Origin of the sequence: Segniliparus sp., assembly GCF_051660745.1 — a bacterium.
In the GTDB taxonomy this organism is placed as follows: Bacteria; Actinomycetota; Actinomycetes; order Mycobacteriales; family Mycobacteriaceae; genus Segniliparus.
Genome location: NZ_JBOFQF010000006.1, coordinates 12,545 through 32,699, shown reverse-complemented (window position 1 = coordinate 32,699; position 20,155 = coordinate 12,545). Strand labels below are relative to the sequence as shown.

Genomic DNA, 20,155 nt, shown 5'->3' with positions numbered 1-20,155 from the left:
CACGCGCTCTCTAATATATTTGCATACGCTGATTAATTGCGCAAGGTGATACACTGTGGGGCCGCGCTCGTGTGAGAGAACCGACAACCCGCTACCCCACCCCGAAGGAGGCGACCGCCATGGGCTACCCGGAGGACTCCGTGGAGATCCGCGCCAGGGGCTGGCGCACGCTCGCCGCGCTGCACGGGGCGCTGGAATCCGCGCTCGAACAGGCCCTGCAGCGCGACCACGCCCTCTCGGTCGTCGAGTTCACCGTGCTCGACGCGCTCAGCAGGCAGACGGACTACCACATGCGGATGGCGCAGCTCGCGAGAGCCGCCGCGCTCTCGTCCAGCGCGACCACCCGCCTGGTCACCCGGCTCGAAGAGCGCGGCCTGCTCGCCCGGTTCCTCTGCGCGGACGACCGTCGGGGCATCTACACCGAGCTGACCGAAGAAGGCCGCAAACTCCTCGCCGAGGCGACGCCGACGCACGACGCGACGTTGGAGGAAGCCCTCGCCGAAGCGTCCCAGACCCCCGAGCTGCGGCCCCTGATCGACGTGCTGTCCCAGCCGCCGGTCAGCGCGGTCTGAGTGAGCGCCGCCCGCCCGGACCGCGACCAGCCCCGCAGCGGGGCTACTTGACGAGGCTCTCCCGCGCGAACGCGTAGAACGGGATCGCCGTGCCGATGCCCACCGTGAACGTCAGCACGAACGAGGCGACCCACCAGCCGAAGATCCCGTGCCGCCTCGCGTCCACGAGCGCCCACGCGTGGAAGCCCCACACCACCAACAGCAAGTCCACCATCGCGAACCGGCCCGGCGTGCTCTTCCAGATATCGCCGACGAAGAAGTCCTTGGCGGACCCAGGGCCGTTCTTCGCCACGTACGGCAACGCGATCGCGTTCTGCGCGAAGAACGCCACGACGAGGGCGACCAGCAAGTCGAGGCGCTTTCCACCCTTGGCTTTCACGATGAGTTCTTGGTCCGACAACGGGGGTTCCTCCTTGGAATATGGTGTAGCCCATATGGCCTAACCCACAGTCTAGCCCCGGCCTCTCCGGTCGGGGAAAGCCCTCCGCCCGCTTTCGCCGACTAGACTGGCCGGAAACCACAAGCCGAATGAGAGTGAGAACCATGGACCACCCCGGCCTGGACACATCCGCGAAGCGGCGCCTGACGGCGGCCGCGTTCGCGTTCGCCGCGATCGCCAGCCTCTGGTCGAGCCCCGCCGCCTTCGCCGACGACAACGACGACGCCGCCTCCGACGGCCCGTCCGCCGAGGCGCTGCGCAACGCGCGGAACCCCTACGTCAGCGGCCCCCTGGCGGGGATTGGCGGCCCCAGCGCGGGCGGGCAGCAAGACATCGGGAAAGCCATCGGCGACGTCCTCGGCAACGACGGCCAAGGCGTGAACCTCGACGGCGTCGGCGACCTGCTGGGCGGCGACGGGCAGGGCGTGAACCTCGACGGCGTCGGCAAGATCGTCGGCGACGTCCTCGGCAACGCCGGGAACGGCCTCGGCGCGATCGGCTCCGGTCCCGTTGCGGGCAACGGCCAATCCGAGAACCAGCTCCCCGACGCGGTGCGCAACGGCGTGCGCGCGCTCAACCGGGCGCTCGGCGACAAAGGCGCCAACAGCCAGGACCCCGCCGCCGAAGCGGACGACGACAACTAGCGCCTGCACGGCGCCGTGCCCTACGCGCGTTCGAGCCAGGACGCCGGTTGCTCGTAGTCCTCGTCGCCCGGCTGCGGGCCATTCGGGGCAGGGGCCTTCACGGTCGGAGCCGGAGCCTGCGCTCCCGCGAGCACGCTCCCGGCCGCCGCCTGGATCTCCCGCATCTTCGCCCCCACCACCGGATCTGCGACCAGCTCCGCCACCGCCTCCTGCGCCTGCTTCGCCGCGTCCGCCAACGCCGCGCGCGCGGCGGACTTGATCGAACTCTCCAGATCCTCGAGCCGCAGGTCTCCCGCCTGCGGATTGAGCTTCAGATCCAAGAACTTCCCGCTCACGTCCACCTCGAACACGATGTGCCCGTTGTGCGCGGTCCCCTTCCCCCGAACCTTGGCCAAATTCTCCTGCGCCCGAGCCTGCTTCGCCTTCAGCTCCGCGAGCTCAGCCTCGAATTTGACGTCCTCAGCATCTTGATCAGTGGTCATCAAACATCCTCGAATCTTTTCTAGCTAAAAATAATAAAAAACTACATACGTGCAGAATGGAACTAGTTGCGCTTCAAAAAATTTCAGTGCTTGTCATTCATCGAGCTATCGCGATGAATCCAATAGCTCCAAGCAGACAAAACGGTCTTCTAGTAAGGTTTTTAAAATTCCAAAACTAATAACGACAGGTTTGAACGACTCTGCTTCTTCTTCGATTAGATTGTAGTCGATTGATGCTAACTTCTCGTCGTAATCCAAACTAGCCTCGTAGACATTGCCCCCAAAAAATACACTACCAGAGCGATCCTCCGCGAGAGCATCGCGGAGACCTTCCAGATAAACGGGGGTGCATTCGTCTCTCAAAAATAAGTAGAGCACCTCTTCCTGACTATTCGAAAGTCTAGGATCTCCAATATCAATCACAGCGGGTATCCTGTCTTAATAACGTTTCCAGGCGTAACCACAACTCGGGCGGACGAGGTCGGGCTTTCAAAGCTATCTCTACCTATAGCCTTTCCGAAATCATGCACGTAACCCGTGGACCCCTCCCCCCGCGTTCAATCCCGCTTTAGAGCCGGAACCTTCAATACCCAGACCGGTGGAAACATCTCTTCTCTTAGGAATCTCCAGAGACAAGTTTCACGAAATTATCGAGAACTTCTAAAGTTTCCTCTTCTTGTTCCAGTTCAAAGTATTTACTAGCCACCATTTCTTCGGATTCGATTTCAACTACATCAAGGTTTGTTTCCCCGGTGGACCAACACGTGATAGTGCCAAGCCTTGCCGCAGAATCTAGGTCGATTTTGACACTAGCTTTCGGCAGAGATCCCATGCCTTCAGAAACAGAGATGCTAGCAGTTAAACCAAGACTTCCGAACCGGTCCTCGTTTTGCGCAAACCACTGGGCGACATAATCGTTAATCATCAGAGCCTCGATGCTATCCAGCTAATATTCGACACACTCGGCATACTTGTTATCGGCATACCTTTTGATGCCGCTAGACGTCCAGCAAGACTATTCGGCCCCGCTATTGAAGCCCAACCTTCTTTGCCGCCTTGACGCAAAGCGGACGAAGCAACATCGAATTCAACATAGCGAGAACCTGACGGCGCTTGTCTTGCGAAAGCGTTGACATCAGAAGGATTCGCCACGTGGGTAGTTCCGGAACGACTCTCTTGTGCCAAGCCTGTGCGTTCCATAGCCTCGTGTTCCTCCTTGGACATCCATCGGCCAACTCTGCTAGTTTCTCCCACATCGTAGCTCTTCAGCCCTAACGGGTCGATCCACATCGTGGGGTCGTGGGGGTAGGAGTGCTGGTTCGGAGCAGGCGCAAGGCCGAGGGGGTCCGGGCTGATGTAGCGCGCGGTCCTGGGGTCGTAGTACCGGTGGTAGTTGTAGTGCAGCCCGGTCTCGTCGTCGTGGTACTGGCCGGGGAACCGCAACGGGCACGTCGCTGTCGAGCGCGGGTTCCACTCGGTCTGCCCATAGAGCGTGCTCCGGGTCTGGCCCGCGAGCAGGCCCGTGTCCGGGTCCCACAGCTCCCTCGGCGTGCCGACCAGGTCGGTGACGATGGCGTAGAACTTGCGGTCCACCCGCCCCTGCTCGTCCACGACGCTGCGCACCTGGCCGTAGGGCGCGAAACCGCCCTCGTCCTCGTAGGCGAAGGTCAACGCCTCGCCCGAGCCCAGCGTCTCCACGACGCGCTGGCCGTCCCAGGCGAACAGGGTCTCGGACAAGAGCGTCGCCCCGTCCGCCGCGAACTGCCGCTTGGCCACCCGTCTGCCCAGGCCGTCGTAGCTGTACCGCCATACCGAGCCGTCCGGCGTGACGGCCTCGCGCAGCCGGTCGTACGCGTCCCAGTCGTAGCGCCACACGTCGGGCTTGCGGTCCGGGCGCGCGACCACGGTCTGGACCAGCCTGCCGTCCGCGTCGTACTCGTAGCGGGACCGCCCCGCGCGGACGAGCAGCGTCCCCCGGTGCTCGGTCGCCAGGCCGCCGGGGGCGACGACCGGGGCGACGACCGGGTCGACGGCGGGGAAGGCGGTGACGTTGTCGGCTCCGTCGTAGGCGTATTCCTCCCGCCACGCGCCTTGGGGGCCTTCGCCGGAGGCGGCGACGATCCGGTCGCGCTGGTCGAAGTCGAAGCGGGTGGCTCCCCATTGGGTGTCGCCGACCGCCGTCAACCGCCCGGCCCGGTCGTAGGACCAGGTCCGCGACACTTCCGGCGCGTCCCACCGACCCGCTCCCTCGAGGTCGCGCACGACGTTCTTGGCCGCGAGGCGGCCGCTGCGGTCGAAGCTGCGCCCGACCGACAGCTTCGCGCCGAAGTCCCACCAGACGCCGCGCCCGAGCTCGTCCCGCCGCACCGCGACGGCGCGCCCTGCGGTCTGCTGGCCGACCAGGTCGCCCGCCGCGTCGTAGGCGTACTGCGTGGAGACCCCCGCCGGGGTGATCATCGCGATGCGCCTGCCCGCCGCGTCGTAGGCGAAGCGCAGCGCCCGCCCGTCGGTCAGCTCCGCTGTGACCCGGCCCGCCGCGTCGCGCTCGAAGGCGAGCCGCGCTCCGGGGCCGTCGGCGGCGCGCAACCGGCCCGCCGCGTCATACGAGAAGCGGGTGGTCTCGCCCGCGTCCGTGGTCTCGGCGACCATGTTGCCGAGCAGGTCGTACTCGAAGGCGACCCATTGCCCGCTCGCGTTCGTCTTGCGCGCGACCCGGCCCATCGCATCGTGCTCGAACCGGACGACGGAGCCGTTGAAGTCGGTCTCCTTGACCCGCCGTCCCGCCGCGTCGTGCTCGTAGGACCAGACCAGGCCCGCCGGGTTGGTCACCTTTGTGACGCGCAGCTCGGGGTCCCAGTCGTATTCGGTGCGCGAGCCGTCGGCCTCCACCGTGGCCCGGACCAGGTCGAACTCGCGGTACTCGACGCGCTTGCGGCCCCCGGCCTCGTCCACGACGGCGACGAGGTTGTCCTCGCCGTCGTACTCCCAGCGTTTGGTCGCGCCGTCCGGGCCGACTTGCTCGAGCGGGTCGCCCTTCGTCGTCCACTTCAGGCGGGTGACCGCGCCGTCCGGGGCGACAACTTTCGCGACGCGTCCGAAAAGGTCGCGCTCCCACTCGGTGGCGCGGCCGTTCGGGTCGACCACCGCGACGGGCAGGCCCGCCGCGTCCACCCGCACCCGGGTCGTGTTGCCGAGCGGGTCGGTCATCGCCGTCACCGCGCCGGACTGGCCGCGCGCCACCGTGGTGCGCGCGCCGACGGGGTCGACCACGGCGACGAGCTCGCCGAACTGGTCATGCTCGTAGGACCAGGCCGAGCCGTCGTAGTCGACGAACCGGGATACCCGGCCGGGCGCGGCGTACTCGTAGGACGAGACGCTCCCGTCGGGCCTGGTCGCCGTCGCGAGGTCGCCGTCCTTGGTGTGCGTCCACTCGGCGCGCCCGCCGTCCGGCGTGGTCCGCGCGAGCAGACGGCCCGCGTCGTCCCACTCGAACCTGGTGACGTTGCCGAGCGCGTCCGTCTCCGCGACGACGAGCGAGCGGTGGTTCGCCTCGTACCGGCTGGACGCGCCCTCGAAGTTGGTGATGGTCGTGGCGAAGCCGCCGTTCGGCAGGCTCTCGTAGGCGTAGCCGTACTCCAGCACCCCGTTCGTCCCGGACTGCGAGACGCAGCGGCCCTTCGCGTCGTAGCGGTAGTCGTACGTGATGCCGTTGCGGTCGTGCCAGCGCGTCAGCCGCCCCACCCCGTCATAGGAGTAGGCCAGCCGCCCTTCGGACCCGTTGTTGATCCCGGCCAGGTTCCCCGCCGCGTCGTACTCGAAGCCGCGGAGGAACACCGGGGCGGGCGCGGGGGCTCCGGACTGCGGCGCCGTGGAGCCGGTCAACGACAGCCCGACGACCCGGCCTTCCTCGCTCGCCACCAGCACCGTGGAGCCGCCGGAGTGCTCCACCCTGGCCGGGACGCCCGCGCCGTCGTAGCGGAACCGGATCCAGTTGCCGTGCGCGTCCTCGATCTCCCGCAGCGGGATCTCCGTCGCGCCGTCCTCCGCGCAGGCGGGGCGCTGCGGAGCCGGGCCGAAGCGCTTGACCACGCCTGTCCTCGGGTCTGCGAGCTCGTAGCCGTCCGAAGCCAGGCGCAGCTGCCACTGCGGGCCGCGCGGGGCGGCGACCGGCGCGCCGTCCTTGCCGGGAAGCGGGAACTGTTGGAGCACGCCGTCGTCCCAGACCACCATGACGCTTTCGTGGTCCACCTCGATCCGCTGCTCCAGGCTGGAGAACCAGCTCCTCCCGAAGAGCCGTCCCGCCGTGTAGAAGGACTGGTAATGCCGCCCGAGGCGCAGCGGCAGGACGCCGGGCAGCTCAAGGTCGAGGTCGTCGAGGAGCACTTCGCCGGTGGCCATGTCCACCGGATCGCCCTTGGTGACCTTGCACTTGACCTCGCGCCAAGCGTCCTTCATCTCTTCTGCAGCCTCTTTGGCGAGTTTCTTCTCGCCTTTGAGCAGCGCCCTGACGGTGGCCTGCGCCCCGCGCACCCCCCGAGAGCCCGCCTTGCCCGCCTGGGCGAGCCTGCGCATGATGGTCGCGAGCTTCGCGACCAGGCCCTTGAGCAGGCCGACGACTTTCTCCGCCAGGCTGATCAGCTTGCTGAGGATGGACCGCACCCGGTTCACGATCCTCATAATGGTGGCGCTCCCTGCGATGGCTCCGACCGCCGCCCCGATCGGTCCGCTGAAAATAGTGATCACGAGGCTGATCGCCGCTTCGGCGAGAATCTCTTTCGCCGCGCTCTTGAGCGCGGCGATCAGTTCGTTGCGCGTGTTCACGACATAGCCGGAGTACTCGCCGCAGGCGTCCCCCATCGCCTTCGCGGCCTCGACGAACGAGTCGAAGTCCTTCTTCAGATCCGTGTGCTTCTGTGCCACGAGCGAGACCTCCGGAGCCTGCTGCGCGTTGATCAGGGCCAGGACCGAGGTGATCTGCTCGCCCGCCGCCTGCACGGAGGACGCGGCGGAGCTCCAGGTCGATTTGGCCGAGTTCAGCCGCCCCTCGTCGCCGTTCGGCCACAGGTAGCCGACCTTGCCTTTGATCGCGTCCCAGACCTCCGCGACGATCCCGTCCGGCTGCCCCTCGCTGCTGTCGAGGCAAGAGGGCACCGACGGCGCGGAGAAATCAGCGGGCGAGGGGGCTGCGCCAAGGGCGGAGTCGCCGCCGCCGATGGTCGAGTTCCCGTCCGCCGTGGCGTGGTTCGACCCCGTGGCGTGCAGCAGCGTCGCGTACAGCCCCGCGTTGTTGATGAGGTTCGCCGCCGCGTCGAGCGCCTGCTTGGCCCCTGGGTCGTACACCTCCGCGAACCTCTTCGCCGGGTCGTCGCTCCCGGCCATGCCGCTGGATCCGCCGAGCCCTCCGGCCAGCGCGCTGACCGCGGAGCGCGCCGAGGAGCCCACCCCGTCCATCGTGGTGGCCGCCGAAGCGTAGTCGTTCGGGTCGACGTCGTGCACCGCCATCTCAGAAGCCCCACATCTCTTTGTTCTTGTTCCCCGCGTCGGTGTAGTTCGTGTGCCCGTCCGTTGCGATCTTCTTGAGCGCCGCCAGGTCCGCTTTCATCGAGGCGATGCCCGCGACCCATTGGTCGTGCGCCGCCTTCTGCGCGGCCGCCGCCTCCCCCGACCACGTCCCGTGCAACGACTGGACGTCGGAGTCCACCTCGTCGCACCAGGACTCGGCCTGGCTCGTGAACTGCGTCATCTTGTCGATGGTCTGGGACATGTGCTCGAGGTCGATTTTGAATTTGCGCGCCATCAGAAGTTCGCCTGCACATGGGCCGCCGCGGCATTCTTCAAGAGGGTCTTGTTGTCGTCCTCCTGGCCCGCGTACTCCTGGGCGCTTTGGGCGAGCAGTTCGGCCATGGCCGAAAGGGCCTGTTGCACCTTCTTGGCATTGTCGACCCAGTCCTTGAAGGGCGGCTGGAACGCCTCGGAGGCCTGGCCGTGCCATCCGCCCGAGAGGAACGCGTCCACCTCGGCCGAGAAGGTGCTGATCCCGCTCTCCATCTCGCCCGCCTTCCCCGACGCGAACTGGCCCGAGGCCGTGATCTGCTCGGTCGAGCCCGTCAACTTTCCCATTCGAACTACCTCCCAGGTCTGTTCGGTATCAATTGGCACAAGCGTACCCGAACACGACGAGGCGACAGCGACGACCCCGCCGGTTTCCGTCCTAGAAAGTTTTGGACTGCAAAACTATAGCCCTGACCTCGGGAAAGAGGGTATAAGAAAAGCGGAGATCGCTCTCTCAGACGGTGAAGCCGAGGGCACGAAGCTGTTCGCGGCCGTCCTCGGTGATCTTGTCGGGGCCCCAGGGCGGGGTCCACACCCAGTTGATTTTGAGCTCGTCCGCCAGGCCCGAGCCAACGACCGCCGCGGAAGACTGGTCCTCGATCACGTCGGTCAGCGGGCAGGCGGGCGAGGTGAGGGTCATGTCCAGGAGCACTGTGGTCTTCTCGCCGCGCTCCACGGTGAACCCGTAGACCAGGCCGAGGTCGACGACGTTCACCCCGAGCTCGGGGTCCACCACGTCCCGCATCGCCTCTTCGAGCTCGCCGAGGAGCCGGTCGTCTTCGCTCAACAAGTCGCTCATCTCGCGCCTTCCTTTTCCCTGTCTTGCTTCTCTTCGTGCTGGCCGTCCACCGCTTGCGCCAGCGCGTCCTTGAACGCCATCCAGCCGAGCAGCGCGCATTTCACCCGCGCCGGGTACTTCGAGACGCCCGCGAAGGCGACGCCGTCGCCGATGAGGTCCTCGTCGCCCTCGACCTCGCCGCGCGAGGAGATCATCTCGTTGAACGCGGTCACCGACTTGAGCGCGTCGCCGACCGTCTGGCCGATGACCTGGTCGGCGAGGACCGAGGTTGCGGCCTGGCTGATCGAGCAGCCCTGCCCGTCGTACGACACGTCCTCGACGCGCTCCCCGTCCGCCGAGACCGCGACCCGCAGCGTGATCTCGTCCCCGCAGGTCGGGTTCACATGGTGCACCTCGGCGCCGTACGGGTCGCGCAGCCCGCGGTGGTGCGGGTGCTTGTAGTGGTCGAGGATGACCTCTTGGTACATCTGGTCAAGTCGCATACGCCGTCAGACTCCGAAAAATTCCTGGGCTCGGCGGACGCCGGCGACGAGCCGGTCCACCTCGTCGTGGGTGTTGTAGAGCGCGAAGGAGGCCCGAACGGTAGCGGCCACGCCGAAGCGGCGGTGCAGCGGCCACGCGCAGTGGTGCCCGACCCGGATCGCCACGCCCTCGTCGTCGAGGACCTGCCCGACGTCGTGCGCGTGCACCCCGTCGACCACGAAGGACACCGCGCCGCCACGGTCTTCGGCTGTTGTCGGGCCGACGATCCGGACACCCGCCAGCTCGCCGATCCCGGCGAGGGCGTGCTCGACGAGCGAGTGCTCGTGCGCGGCGACCGCGCCCATGCCGACCTTCGAGAGGTACTCGACGGCGGCGCCCAGCCCGACAGCCTGCGAGGTCATCGGCACCCCGGCCTCGAACCGCTGCGGCGGGGGGGCGTACGTGGAGCGCTCCATGGTCACGGTCTCGATCATCGATCCGCCGGTGAGGAACGGCGGCATGGCCCCCAGCAGCTCCGCGCGCCCGTACAGCGCGCCGACCCCGGAGGGCCCGAGCATCTTGTGCCCCGAGAAGGCCGCGTAGTCCACGCCGAGCGCGGCGAAGTCCACCGGCATGTGCGGCACGGACTGGCAGGCGTCGAGGACGGTGAGCGCGCCGACCTCGCGGGCGCGGCGCACCAGCTCGGCGACGGGCGAGATCGCGCCGGTGACGTTCGACTGGTGCGTGAACGCCACCACCTTGGTCCGGTTGGTCAGCACGAGGGAGTCGAGGTCGATCCGCCCCTCCTCGGTGACGCCGTACCAGCGCAACGTCGCGCCGGTGCGCCGGGCCAGCTCCTGCCAGGGCACGAGGTTCGCGTGGTGCTCCAGCTCGGTGATGACGATCTCGTCGCCAGAGCCGACGGCGAAGCCGGTGAACCGGTCGTCGCCGAGGACGTGCGAGACGAGGTTGAGCGACTCGGTGGCGTTCTTGGTGAAGACGATCTCCTGGTCGCGAACGCCGACAAAGCCCGCGACGAGCTGCCGGGCCCGCTCGTAGGCGTCGGTGGCCTCCTCCGCGAGCTGGTGCGCCCCCCGGTGCACCGCCGCGTTCGAGGCCAGCAAGAACTCACGCTCCGCGTCGAGCACTTGGAGCGGACGCTGCGCGGTGGCCCCGGAGTCGAGGTACGCGAGGGGCTTGCCGCCCCGGACCGTGCGCGACAGGATCGGGAAGTCCGCGCGGATCGCCTCGACGTCGAGCGCCACGGGAGCCTGCGTCATGCGCTGACCTCCTCCGTCACACTGTGCTCATCCGTCAAGAAACGCTCGTAGCCGGTCGCCTCCAGCTCTTCGGCGAGCTCGGGGCCGCCCTCGGCGACGATCCGGCCCTTCGCGAAGACGTGCACGAACTGCGGGCGCACGTACTTGAGGATCCGGTTGTAGTGGGTGATGAGCAGCACCCCGCCCTGCTCGCGCTCCTGGTAGCGGTTCACGCCCTCGGAGACGACGCGAAGCGCGTCCACGTCGAGGCCGGAGTCGGTCTCGTCCAAGATGGCGAACTTCGGCTTGAGGAGCGACAGCTGCAAGATCTCGTGCCGCTTCTTCTCGCCGCCGGAGAATCCCTCGTTGACGCTGCGCTCGCTGAAGGAGGAGTCCACGCCGAGCTCGGCCATCGCGCCCTTGACCTCTTTGATCCAGTGCCGCAGCGCCGGGGCCTCGCCCCGCACCGAGGTGGCGGCGGTGCGCAGGAAGTTCGCGGTGGACACCCCCGGCACCTCCACCGGGTACTGCATCGCGAGGAACAGGCCCGCCCTGGCGCGCTCGTCCACGCTCATCTGGAGCACGTCCTCGCCGTCGAGGGCGATCGAGCCGCCGGTCACCTCGTAGCGGGGATGCCCGGCGATCGCGTACGAGAGAGTCGACTTCCCTGAGCCGTTCGGCCCCATGACCGCGTGCGTCTCGCCGGAGCGGATGGTCAAGTCCACCCCGTGCAGGATCGGGATGAGGTCGGCGTCATCGGAAGGCTTGACCGCGACGCGGAGGTCTTTGATTTCCAAAACAGACATTTGAGGTCCTTTGTCTCTTTCTCTCTATAGCTCAATCCCCCGTCGACGGGGAGTTTCTCAGGTCTTGTCGTCCGCCGATGGGCGGTGCCCCCAGCCCGCGCGGGCGAGTTTGTTCTCGATCAGCTCTGCGAGGCGCGTCCGGACGGACTCGTCGGAGATCTTCGCGAGCACCTCGCCGAAGAATCCGCGCACCACCAGCCTGCGCGCCTCGTCCTCGGGAATGCCGCGCGAGCGCAGATAGAACATCTGCTCCTCGTCGAACCTGCCCGTTGTGCTCGCATGCCCGGCCCCGGCGATCTGGCCGGTCTCGATCTCGAGGTTCGGCACCGAGTCGGCGCGGGCCCCTTTCGCGAGCAAAAGGTTGCGGTTGAGCTCGTAGGTCTGCGTGCCGGTCGCCTCCGGGCGGATCCGCACGTCGCCCACCCACACGGTGCGCGCCGTCGAGGTCAAGAGCGCGTTCTTGTACAGCACGTTGGAGGCGCAGTTCGGCTGGTCGTGGTCGATGAACAGCCTGTTCTCCAGATGCTGGCCGTCGTCCGCGAGCGCGACGCCGTACAGCTCGGCGCGCCCGCCCGGACCCGCGAAGCGGGCGGTCGAGACGGTGCGCACCACGGCGCCGCCGAGCGCGACCTCGACCTGGCGGAACGTCGCGTCCCTGCCGACCAGCGCCGCGTAGGAGGCCAGCCGGATCGAGTCTGGGTCGTCCGCGTTCACGACGACGAACGTGACGTTCGCCCCGTCGCCGACGACGACTTCGAGGTTCGCCGCGATCTGCGTGGCGCCCGTGTTGTCGACGACCAGCGTCGCCTCGGCCCCCGGTCCGACCTCGACGACGTTGTGCGCGTACACGCGCCCGCCGAGCCCGACCCGCGACAGTTCGATGGGCGCGTCCAGCCGGGCCTGCGGGTCCACCACAATGTGCAGCCCCTGCTCGGCGCGCGCCATCGCGAACGCGGAGACCCGGTCGGACGGAGTCAGCGCCGCGCCGAAGGCCGCGATCGAGGACAGCGGGACGGTCTCGATCCGCACGCCCGCCGGGACGGCGGGCTCCCCGACCGAGGAACGCCCGTCCGGGGCGAACGGCTCGAAGAACTGTCGGATCTTCCCGAGCGGGGCGAACTTCCAGTTCTCCTCATGGCTCGTCGGAGCCGGGAAAGCCTCTGGGTCGCGCGAGGCGAACCGCTCGCCCAAAACTGGTGCCAACGTCATTAACCGACCGCTCCTTCCATCTGCAACTCGATGAGCCGGTTCAACTCCAAGGGCGCTGTGTCCATCGGCAGCTCCTTCGCGATCGGCTCGATGAACCCGCGCACCACCATCACGACACTCATTAACCGACCGCCCCTTCCATCTGCAACTCGATGAGCCGGTTCAACTCGAGCGCGTATTCCATCGGCAGCTCCTTCGCGATCGGCTCGATGAACCCGCGAACGACCATGGCCATCGCCTCGTCCTCGGTCATACCCCGGCTCATGAGGTAGAAGAGCTGGTCCTCGCTGACCTTCGAAACCGTCGCCTCGTGGCCCATCGTCACGTCGTCCTCACGGATGTCGACGTACGGGTAGGTGTCCGAGCGGGAGATGTCGTCCACCAGCAAAGCGTCGCAGCGCACCGTCGCCTTGGAGCCGACCGCGCCTTTGTGGACGCTGACCAGGCCGCGGTAGGAGGTGCGGCCGCCGCCGCGCGCCACCGACTTGCTCACGATGTTCGAGGACGTCCTCGGCGCGAGGTGCAGCATCTTCGACCCGGTGTCCTGATGCTGGTCGGGCCCGGCGAACGCGAGCGAGAGCACTTCGCCCTTGGCGTACTCGCCGGTCAGCCAGACCGCGGGGTACTTCATCGTCACCTTGGAGCCGATGTTGCCGTCGATCCACTCCATCGTCGCGCCTGCCTCGGCCCGAGCGCGCTTGGTGACCAGGTTGTAGACGTTGTTCGACCAGTTCTGGATGGTCGTGTACCGGCAGCGCCCGCCCGGCTTCACGATGATCTCCACCACCGCCGAGTGCAGCGAGTCCGACTTGTAGATCGGCGCGGTGCAGCCTTCCACGTAGTGGACGTACGCGTCCTCGTCCACGATGATGAGCGTGCGCTCGAACTGGCCCATGTTCTCGGTGTTGATCCGGAAGTACGCCTGCAGCGGGATGTCCACCTGCACGCCCTTGGGGACGTAGATGTACGACCCGCCGGACCAGACCGCGGTGTTGAGGGCGGAGAACTTGTTGTCCCCCGCCGGGATCACCGTGCCGAAGTGCTCGCGGAAGACGTCCGGGTGCTCCTTGAGCGCGGTGTCCGTGTCGAGGAACACGACGCCCTGCTGCTCGAGGTCCTCCCGGATCGAGTGGTAGACCACTTCGGACTCGTACTGCGCGGCCACCCCGGCGACGAGGCGTTTCTTCTCCGCCTCGGGGATGCCGAGCCGGTCGTAGGTGTTCTTGATGTCGGCAGGCAGGTCTTCCCAGCTGGCGGCCTGCTTCTCGCTCGACCGGACGAAGTACTTGATGTTGTCGAAGTCGATGCCCGACAGGTCGCCGCCCCAGGAGGGCATGGGCTTGCGGTTGAAGATGGCCAGCGCCTTCAGCCGCGCCTGGAGCATCCACTCCGGCTCGCCCTTCTTCGCCGAGATGTCCGCGACGACATCTTCGGAGAGGCCGCGCCGCGCCGCGGCTCCCGCGACGTCCGCGTCTGCCCAGCCGTAGTCGTAATTGCCGAGCGACGCGATGACTTCGTCTTGGCTGGGAGCAAGGATTTCCTTCGCGAGTTCCTGGGTCATGAGATCTCCTCTTTCACTGGGACGCCTTGATTGACTGGGATGTGGGTCGTGCACACGCAGTTGCCCTGCGCGATGGTCGCCAACCGCTGCACATGCGTGCCGAGCAGTTCGCTGAACGCCGCCGTCTCCGCCTCGCACAGCGCCGGGAAGTCCGCCGCGACGTGCGAGACCGGGCAGTGGTGCTGGCACAGCTGCACGCCGGAGGCGACCCGGGTCGTCGAGGCCGCATAGCCCGACGAGGTGAGGGCTTGCGCGAGGAGCTCCACCTTGGCCTGCGCGTCCGCCGCCCGGAAGTCCGGCGCGTCGAGGCCGATCCCCGACAGCATCGCGCCCGCCCGCTTCCGCGCGAGCAGGGCGACCGCGGCTTCGCCGCCGAGCTCGCGCAGCTCCCGGAACGCGAGTTGCGCGAGCTCGTCGTACGCGTTGCCGAGCCGGTCCTGTCCCTGCGGCGTGAGCTGGTACACCTTGGGCGGCCTGCCGCGCCCCGCCTTCGGCTTGCGCTGCACGACGACCGCGTCGCCCGATTCGACCAGCTCGACCAGATGGCGGCGGACCCCGACCGTGGAGAGCGCCAGATGCTCCGCGATCGCCGGGGCGGTCAGCGAGCCGTGCTGCGCGAGCAGGCGCACGATGGCCCGCCGGGTCACGCCGACCTCGTGCTGCGACGGGGAGCCCGCGACCACGGGCTCCTCCGGAGCTTCCAGGCCGACCTTTTTCATAACACAAGTGTGTCGCAAATACAGAGCGTCCGCCAGCAAGGTAAGGCTATGCTCACTTTTTCGCCAGTTCGCCCGAGCTGCCGACTTGGCGAAAACAACCGCCGATCCGCGCCCGCAGTGTGCGAGAAGACACTGCGAGAAGGCCGAGCAGGCGGGGAAACAATCCACCGATGGCGCCGAGCGGGTCGGCGATAGCCGCCGCGCACGTTAGGCTACCCGCGTGCCTTTCGCCTCCAGCTCCGACCGATTCGCCCTCATCCGGCAGTTCGGAGCGGCTGGATCGATCCTGATCGCCCTCGGCGGGCTCGGCGTCGGCGCGCAGCCCGTCCTCCAAGACCCCGTGCGCGGAGTGCGGCTGTTCGGGCTCTTCGAGCGGACCCTCGCCGCCTCCGCGACCATGGTGTTCGTCGGCCTGGCGGTCCTCGTTCTGGCCTGGCTCCTGCTCGGGCGCGTCCTGCTGGCCCAGCAAACGGACGTCGGCGGCATCGGCGTCTTGCGCCGGGTCGCGGTGCTCTGGGCCGCGCCGCTCGTCCTCGCGCCGCCGATGTTCAGCCAGGACGTGTACTCCTACCTCGCGCACGGGATGGGCGCGAACCGGGGGCTCGACCCGTATCGCTACGGCCCCGCCGACGCGCTCGGGCACACCGACGTCTTCGTCCGCTCCGTGCCGACCATCTGGCAGGACACCCCAAGCCCGTACGGGCCGCTCTTCCTCGTCATCAGCAAGTTCATCGCCCAAGCGACGGGCTACCACGTCGTGGCCGCGGTGCTCGTTCACCGGCTGGTCGCGCTCGCGGGAGTCGCCATGATCCTCTGGGCGCTGCCCCGTCTGGCGCGGCGCTGCGGGGTGGACGAGGCCAAAGCCTTCTGGCTCGGGGCGCTCAACCCCCTCATCTTCCTGCACCTCGTCTCGGGGACGCACAACGACTCCCTCATGATCGGCCTCATGCTCGTCGGGGTCGAGCTCAGCCTCCACGGCGCGGCGGACTGGCCCGCGCGCCGCGCCCTCGCCGAAGTCCTCGCCGGAGCGGTCGTCATCACCGCCGCCGCGATGGTGAAGCTGCCCGCGGAGCTCGCCCTCGGCTTCGTCGGGGTCCAGCTCGCGGCCAAGGCCGCCCCCGCAGGCGCGGGCCTGCTCAAACGGGCGCTCGCGGTCGGCGTCGTCGGAGGAGCCTTCGGCCTCGTCTCGCTCGCGGTCACGCTGCTCCTGAACCGGGCCGCCGGGCATGGCTTCGAATGGACGCACACGCTCAACGCGGCGACGAAGACCCTGAACTGGCTGTCCCCGCCGACCGTCGTCGCCAGGCTCACCGGCTATCTCGGCGAGTTCGTCGGCCTGGGCAACCACACCACTTCGGTCCTCGCGGTCACTTGGGCGCTCACCACCCTCGCGGCTTCTTGCGCGGTCGGCTGGCTGCTTTTCAAGACGTTGCAGGGACGGATCCACCCGATCGGCGGGATCGGGGTCGCGTTCACCATCGTGGTCGCCCTCTTGCCCACCATCCACACCTGGTACGCCCTGTGGGCGCTCGTGCCGCTGTCCGCCTGGGTGGTGCGCGCGGAGCACCGCAAGGCGCTCGTCGTCATCATCACAGTGCTGAGCTTCATGGCCTACCCCAGCGGCGGCTTCTCCCTGCCGTTCATCCTGCTCTTCGGCCAGACAACGGGGATCGCGGCAGCGGTCGCGCTCGGCGGGCTGGTGTTCGGGTGGAAGTGGTTGACCGAGCCCTGGTCCGCGTGCCGGAACCGGGCGGGGCGCAGGATAGAGACATCATGAACGACGCAGTGCGACTGACCGGCGTGGTCAAACGTTTCGGAGCCACCGTCGCCGTGAACGGCCTGGACCTCGTCGTCCCACGCGGCGAGGTGCTGGCCCTGCTCGGCCCCAACGGAGCGGGGAAGACCACCACCGTGGAGCTCTGCCAAGGCCTCACCGCCCCCGACGAGGGCGTGGTCGAGGTGCTGGGCGGCGACCCCCGCGACGACTCCTCCAGAGTCGGCTTCATGCCCCAAGGCGGGGGCGGGTACCCGGGAGCGAAGGCGGGCGAGCTGTTGCGGCTCGCAGCGGCGCAGTTCGCCGATCCGCACGACCCGGACTGGCTGCTCCGCGTCCTCGGGCTCGACGACGCGAAGCTCACCTCCTTCCGGCGGCTCTCCGGCGGCCAGCAGCAGCGCCTCTCCCTGGCCTGCGCCCTCATCGGCAAACCCGAGCTGGTCTTCCTCGACGAGCCGACCGCCGGGCTGGACGTGCACGCCCGCAGACTGGTGTGGGACCTCGTCGAACGGCTGAAAGCCGACGGGGTCACCGTGCTGCTCACCACGCACCTCATCGAGGAGGCCGAGTACCTCGCGGACCGGGTGGTGATCGTCGCGAAAGGCAAGGCGATCGCCTCGGGCACCCCCGCCGAGCTGGTCGAGACCGCGCGCCGGGCCCGGCTGCGGCTGACCGCGCAGGCCGGGGTCGACCTCGGCGGGCTGGTCGCGCGCTGGCCGCAGCACAGCTGGCAGGAGCTGCGCCCCGGCGAGTACGCCATCGACGGCGAGGTGACCCCGGCACGGGTCGCCGAACTCGCCGCCTGGCTCGCCGAGCACGACGTGCTCGCCAACTCGCTGCGTGTGCAGGGCGGCAGGCTCGAAGACGTGTTCCTCGAACTCACGGAGGCCAAGTGACCGCGTTCCCGCCCGGCACCTTCGCGCCGGACCCGAAGCCGAGCCCCTTGGGCCGCGCGCTGGCCGCGCAGACCAAGTTCGAGCTCGTGCTGTTCCTCCGGCACGGGGAGCAGCTGCTGCTGAACCTGTTCATCCCGGTGATGCTCCTGGTCGGCATCGACGTGCTGCCGCTCGGCTCGGTCGGCTGGGCCACGATCGACCGGGTGGCCCCCGTGGTGATGGCGTTGGCCGTGGTGTCGAGCGCGTTCACCGGGCAGGCCATCGCCGTGGCCTTCGACCGGCGCTACGGCGCGCTGAAGCGCTATGCCGCGACCTCGGTGGGCAGGGGGACGCTCATCGCGGGCAAAGTCCTCGCCGTGGTGGTCGTCGTCGCCCTGCAGTCCGCCGTGATCGGGGCGGTCGCATTGCTCCTCGGCTGGCGGCCCTCCGTCGAGGGGCTGCTCCTCGCCGCGCCCGCGCTGGCGCTCGGCACCGCCGCGTTCGCCTCGGGCGGGCTCCTGCTCGGCGGGGCCGTCAAGGCGGAGATCGTGCTGGCCGGGGCGAACGTGCTGTGGTTCCTCATGCTCGGAGTCTGCGGCCTCGCCCTCTCCAGCGCGCCGGGCTGGCACAGCTGGCTGCTCAAGCTGGTCCCCTCCGAAGCGCTCGCCTCGGCCCTCGGCGCGGCGCTGCAGCTCCGAGTGGACGTGTTCTGCGTCGTGGTCCTCGCGGTGTGGGCCGTTGCCCTCGCTTGGGCGGCCAAGCGTTGGTTTAAATTCGTCTAGGGTTTAGATTTGTCCCATGAGTGGGGCAGATGAAATCCTTGACCAGCTAGCTCGGCGATTCCAGGTCGTCAGCGTGCATCTCGCCGAGGCCGCGGGCGAGCTCGCCGCGTTGCGCGAAGCGCTCGCCGAAGCCGCGCCCTCGCCCGCCCCGCCGCCCGCGCAACCCCAACAATCGCAACCGCCGCCCGTGCCTGCAGCGCCCCAGCCCGCAGCGCCCCAGAACCCGTGGCCCATGCAGCCGCCCGCGCCGCAGCCGTGGCCGCAGCCTGTGCCCCAATTCGCGCCGCCCCCATTCGTGCCGCCGCCCCCGCCCCCGCCTTGGGCGCGACCAGCGCCCCAGCAGGCGCTGCGGCCACGGGCTCCCAAAGACCGCACGCCGTGGTGGCAGCGCGAGGCGGTCGTGAGCAAAGTGCTCGCCGTCGCCGGGGCAGGCGTCACGCTGGCTGGCGTCGTCCTGCTGCTCGTGCTCGCGGCGCGCGCGGGCATGCTCCGGCCAGAGGTGCGGGTGGGCATGGGCGTCGCGCTCGCCGCGGCCCTGTGCTTCGCAGGAGTGCGGGTGCGCGAGCTGCCCGGCGGCCGGATCGGCGCGGAGGCGCTGGTCGCGACGGGCGTCGCCGCAGGATATCTCGACGTGATCGCCATGGTCGGGATCTACCATTGGCTGCCGCCCGAAGCAGGTCTCGTCTTGGCGTTCGGGGTCGCGGGCGGCGGGCTCGCCTTCTCCCGCCGCTGGGCCTCCGAGATCTTGGGCCTGCTCGTGGTGATCGGCGTGGCCGTGCTGGCCCCGGTGCTGACCCGAGGCGTGACGCTGCCGCTCGCCGAGTTCTACCTCGTGCTGCGTGTCGCCGCGTTCGTCCCGCTCCTCGGCCACAACTGGCCGAGGCTGCACGCCTTGAGCGTCGTCCCCGGGGTCGGAGCGCTGCTCCATCTGGCCTTCTCGATCCCCCCGCACGACCGAGACGGGCTGCGCGCGCTCGGCGTGCTGGCGGTGGGCGTGGCCGGCCTCGGCTTCGCCGTGCTCGCCGCGTTGCTCCTGCAGCGCCGCACGAGCACGGACATCACCTCGTCCGTCCTCGTCGGCGTGTCCGCCGCGCCGCTGCTGTGCGGCTGGGGCGTCCTCTCGCGCTGGCCGAGTGTGGTTTTCGCGCTGGCGCTGGCGGCTGCTATGGCAGCTCTCCTCGTCTTCGCGCGCTCCGCGACCCCCCACTTGCGCGCCAGCGCCTCGCTCGTCGCCGCGTTGGCAGTCTTCAGCGCGAGCGTCACGGGATCGGCCGAGCGGCTGCTCCCCCTCACGCTCCTCCTCTCGGCGCTCGGCTATTTCGCCGTGGCGCGCCAGGCGGGCTCGAAGCTCTCCTACCGCATCGGGCTCGTGTTCAGCGCGTTCGGCTGGCTCGGCACGTTCCCCCTCATGCCGCCCGCAGCGTTGCTCGACTCGGACTGGACGGCGAGCAGGACGAGCCCGTCCGTCGTGCTCACGATGGTGGCCGCCGTGCTCGCCGTCGCCGGGGCGATAGGCGCATGGGCGGGCCGCTCCGTGCGGGACGAAGCGACCCACCGGGAGAACTGGCTGCTCGTCGCGGCAGGCGCGTGGACGCTGTATCTGACCACTGCGGCGATCGTGCCCGCAGGCGTGCTGCTCTTCGGCGGGCAAAGCGGTTTCGTCGTCGGCCACGCGATCGCCACCATCCTTTGGATGGTCGTGGCCACCGCCGTCCTCTTGAACGCTCGGCAGCTCAGACTGCCCGGCAGGGCCGCCGCAGGCGTCGGGCTCGTCCTCGCCGCGGCTTCTGTGGCCAAGCTCTTCCTCTTCGACCTGTCCCGGCTGGACGGCATGATCCGAGTCGTCGCCTTCATCGCGGTGGGGCTCCTGCTCCTCGTCGTTGGCACCCGGTACGCGCGCAGCATCGCGCAGCGCGAGGACTAAACGGGAGCCGACAACG

The 20,155-nt window shown here is 68.5% G+C and carries 21 protein-coding genes; 6 read left to right on the top strand and 15 right to left on the bottom strand.

Translation table 11 applies throughout. From position 1 onward, the window contains the following. The first annotated feature begins 119 nt into the window (after window positions 1-119). Entirely contained in the window at window positions 120-572 is a 453-nt protein-coding gene (locus ACRC20_RS02770; protein ID WP_438684838.1) for a MarR family winged helix-turn-helix transcriptional regulator, read from the top strand. A gap of 43 nt (window positions 573-615) precedes the next feature. Here ACRC20_RS02770 and ACRC20_RS02765 read toward each other — a convergent pair whose 3' ends face one another. Next, on the bottom strand, window positions 616-972 hold the full coding sequence (locus tag ACRC20_RS02765) for a DUF2834 domain-containing protein (RefSeq protein ID WP_438684812.1): 357 nt from the start codon (window positions 970-972) through the stop codon (window positions 616-618). Between the two features lie 143 nt (window positions 973-1,115). Between ACRC20_RS02765 and ACRC20_RS02760 the strand changes: the two genes are divergently transcribed. Further along, entirely contained in the window at window positions 1,116-1,655 is a 540-nt protein-coding gene (locus ACRC20_RS02760; RefSeq protein WP_438684811.1) for a hypothetical protein, read from the top strand. Between the two features lie 20 nt (window positions 1,656-1,675). Here ACRC20_RS02760 and ACRC20_RS02755 read toward each other — a convergent pair whose 3' ends face one another. From ACRC20_RS02755 to ACRC20_RS02690, 14 genes are all read right to left on the bottom strand, one after another. Then, window positions 1,676-2,137, bottom strand: coding sequence for a YbaB/EbfC family nucleoid-associated protein (locus ACRC20_RS02755; protein ID WP_438684810.1), 462 nt, complete (start codon window positions 2,135-2,137; stop codon window positions 1,676-1,678). 105 nt (window positions 2,138-2,242) lie between these two features. Next, entirely contained in the window at window positions 2,243-2,560 is a 318-nt protein-coding gene (locus ACRC20_RS02750) for a hypothetical protein (RefSeq protein ID WP_438684809.1), read from the bottom strand. Window positions 2,561-2,753: 193 nt separating this feature from the next. Beyond that, the gene (locus ACRC20_RS02745; RefSeq protein WP_438684808.1) at window positions 2,754-3,062 is read right to left on the bottom strand and encodes an immunity protein TriTu family protein; all 309 of its coding nucleotides are present in this window, start codon (window positions 3,060-3,062) and stop codon (window positions 2,754-2,756) included. Then, window positions 3,062-7,639: a TreTu family toxin gene (locus ACRC20_RS02740; protein WP_438684807.1), complete on the bottom strand. Its 4,578-nt coding sequence runs from the start codon at window positions 7,637-7,639 to the stop codon at window positions 3,062-3,064. The genes ACRC20_RS02745 and ACRC20_RS02740 overlap by 1 nt, the downstream gene beginning before the upstream one ends. Window position 7,640: 1 nt before the next feature. After that, a complete protein-coding gene (locus tag ACRC20_RS02735; protein ID WP_438684806.1) occupies window positions 7,641-7,934 on the bottom strand; it encodes a WXG100 family type VII secretion target in 294 nt (97 codons plus the stop codon). After that, on the bottom strand, window positions 7,934-8,257 hold the full coding sequence (locus ACRC20_RS02730) for a WXG100 family type VII secretion target (RefSeq protein WP_438684805.1): 324 nt from the start codon (window positions 8,255-8,257) through the stop codon (window positions 7,934-7,936). The genes ACRC20_RS02735 and ACRC20_RS02730 overlap by 1 nt, the downstream gene beginning before the upstream one ends. A 166-nt stretch (window positions 8,258-8,423) precedes the next feature. Further along, window positions 8,424-8,768, bottom strand: coding sequence for a metal-sulfur cluster assembly factor (locus ACRC20_RS02725; RefSeq protein ID WP_438684804.1), 345 nt, complete (start codon window positions 8,766-8,768; stop codon window positions 8,424-8,426). Further along, entirely contained in the window at window positions 8,765-9,250 is a 486-nt protein-coding gene (gene sufU, locus ACRC20_RS02720; protein WP_438684803.1) for a Fe-S cluster assembly sulfur transfer protein SufU, read from the bottom strand. The genes ACRC20_RS02725 and sufU overlap by 4 nt, the downstream gene beginning before the upstream one ends. A gap of 6 nt (window positions 9,251-9,256) precedes the next feature. Next, window positions 9,257-10,510 carry a cysteine desulfurase gene (locus ACRC20_RS02715; RefSeq protein ID WP_438684802.1) on the bottom strand — a complete coding sequence of 418 codons (1,254 nt, stop codon included), beginning with the start codon at window positions 10,508-10,510 and terminating at the stop codon, window positions 9,257-9,259. Next, window positions 10,507-11,295, bottom strand: a complete 789-nt coding sequence (sufC, locus tag ACRC20_RS02710; protein WP_438684801.1) for a Fe-S cluster assembly ATPase SufC — start codon at window positions 11,293-11,295, stop codon at window positions 10,507-10,509. The genes ACRC20_RS02715 and sufC overlap by 4 nt, the downstream gene beginning before the upstream one ends. Window positions 11,296-11,352: 57 nt before the next feature. Continuing rightward, window positions 11,353-12,504: a Fe-S cluster assembly protein SufD gene (gene sufD, locus ACRC20_RS02705; protein ID WP_438684800.1), complete on the bottom strand. Its 1,152-nt coding sequence runs from the start codon at window positions 12,502-12,504 to the stop codon at window positions 11,353-11,355. Beyond that, the gene (locus ACRC20_RS02700; RefSeq protein ID WP_438684799.1) at window positions 12,504-12,626 is read right to left on the bottom strand and encodes a hypothetical protein; all 123 of its coding nucleotides are present in this window, start codon (window positions 12,624-12,626) and stop codon (window positions 12,504-12,506) included. Before ACRC20_RS02700 ends, sufD begins: the two co-directional genes overlap by 1 nt. Next, on the bottom strand, window positions 12,626-14,065 hold the full coding sequence (gene sufB, locus ACRC20_RS02695; protein WP_438684798.1) for a Fe-S cluster assembly protein SufB: 1,440 nt from the start codon (window positions 14,063-14,065) through the stop codon (window positions 12,626-12,628). Before sufB ends, ACRC20_RS02700 begins: the two co-directional genes overlap by 1 nt. Then, complete coding sequence (locus ACRC20_RS02690) at window positions 14,062-14,784, bottom strand: helix-turn-helix transcriptional regulator (RefSeq protein WP_438684797.1); 723 nt, start codon at window positions 14,782-14,784, stop codon at window positions 14,062-14,064. The genes sufB and ACRC20_RS02690 overlap by 4 nt, the downstream gene beginning before the upstream one ends. Window positions 14,785-15,004: 220 nt before the next feature. Here ACRC20_RS02690 and mptB point away from each other — a divergent pair, with 220 nt between their 5' ends. The 4 genes from mptB to ACRC20_RS02670 are packed head-to-tail and all read left to right on the top strand — an operon-like array spanning window position 15,005 to window position 20,139. Further along, a complete protein-coding gene (mptB, locus tag ACRC20_RS02685; RefSeq protein WP_438684796.1) occupies window positions 15,005-16,561 on the top strand; it encodes a polyprenol phosphomannose-dependent alpha 1,6 mannosyltransferase MptB in 1,557 nt (518 codons plus the stop codon). Beyond that, the gene (locus tag ACRC20_RS02680) at window positions 16,558-17,454 is read left to right on the top strand and encodes an ABC transporter ATP-binding protein (protein ID WP_438684795.1); all 897 of its coding nucleotides are present in this window, start codon (window positions 16,558-16,560) and stop codon (window positions 17,452-17,454) included. Before mptB ends, ACRC20_RS02680 begins: the two co-directional genes overlap by 4 nt. Continuing rightward, complete coding sequence (locus ACRC20_RS02675; RefSeq protein WP_438684794.1) at window positions 17,451-18,215, top strand: ABC transporter permease; 765 nt, start codon at window positions 17,451-17,453, stop codon at window positions 18,213-18,215. The genes ACRC20_RS02680 and ACRC20_RS02675 overlap by 4 nt, the downstream gene beginning before the upstream one ends. Window positions 18,216-18,231: 16 nt before the next feature. Next, the gene (locus tag ACRC20_RS02670; RefSeq protein ID WP_438684793.1) at window positions 18,232-20,139 is read left to right on the top strand and encodes a DUF2339 domain-containing protein; all 1,908 of its coding nucleotides are present in this window, start codon (window positions 18,232-18,234) and stop codon (window positions 20,137-20,139) included. Window positions 20,140-20,155: the final 16 nt, after the last annotated feature.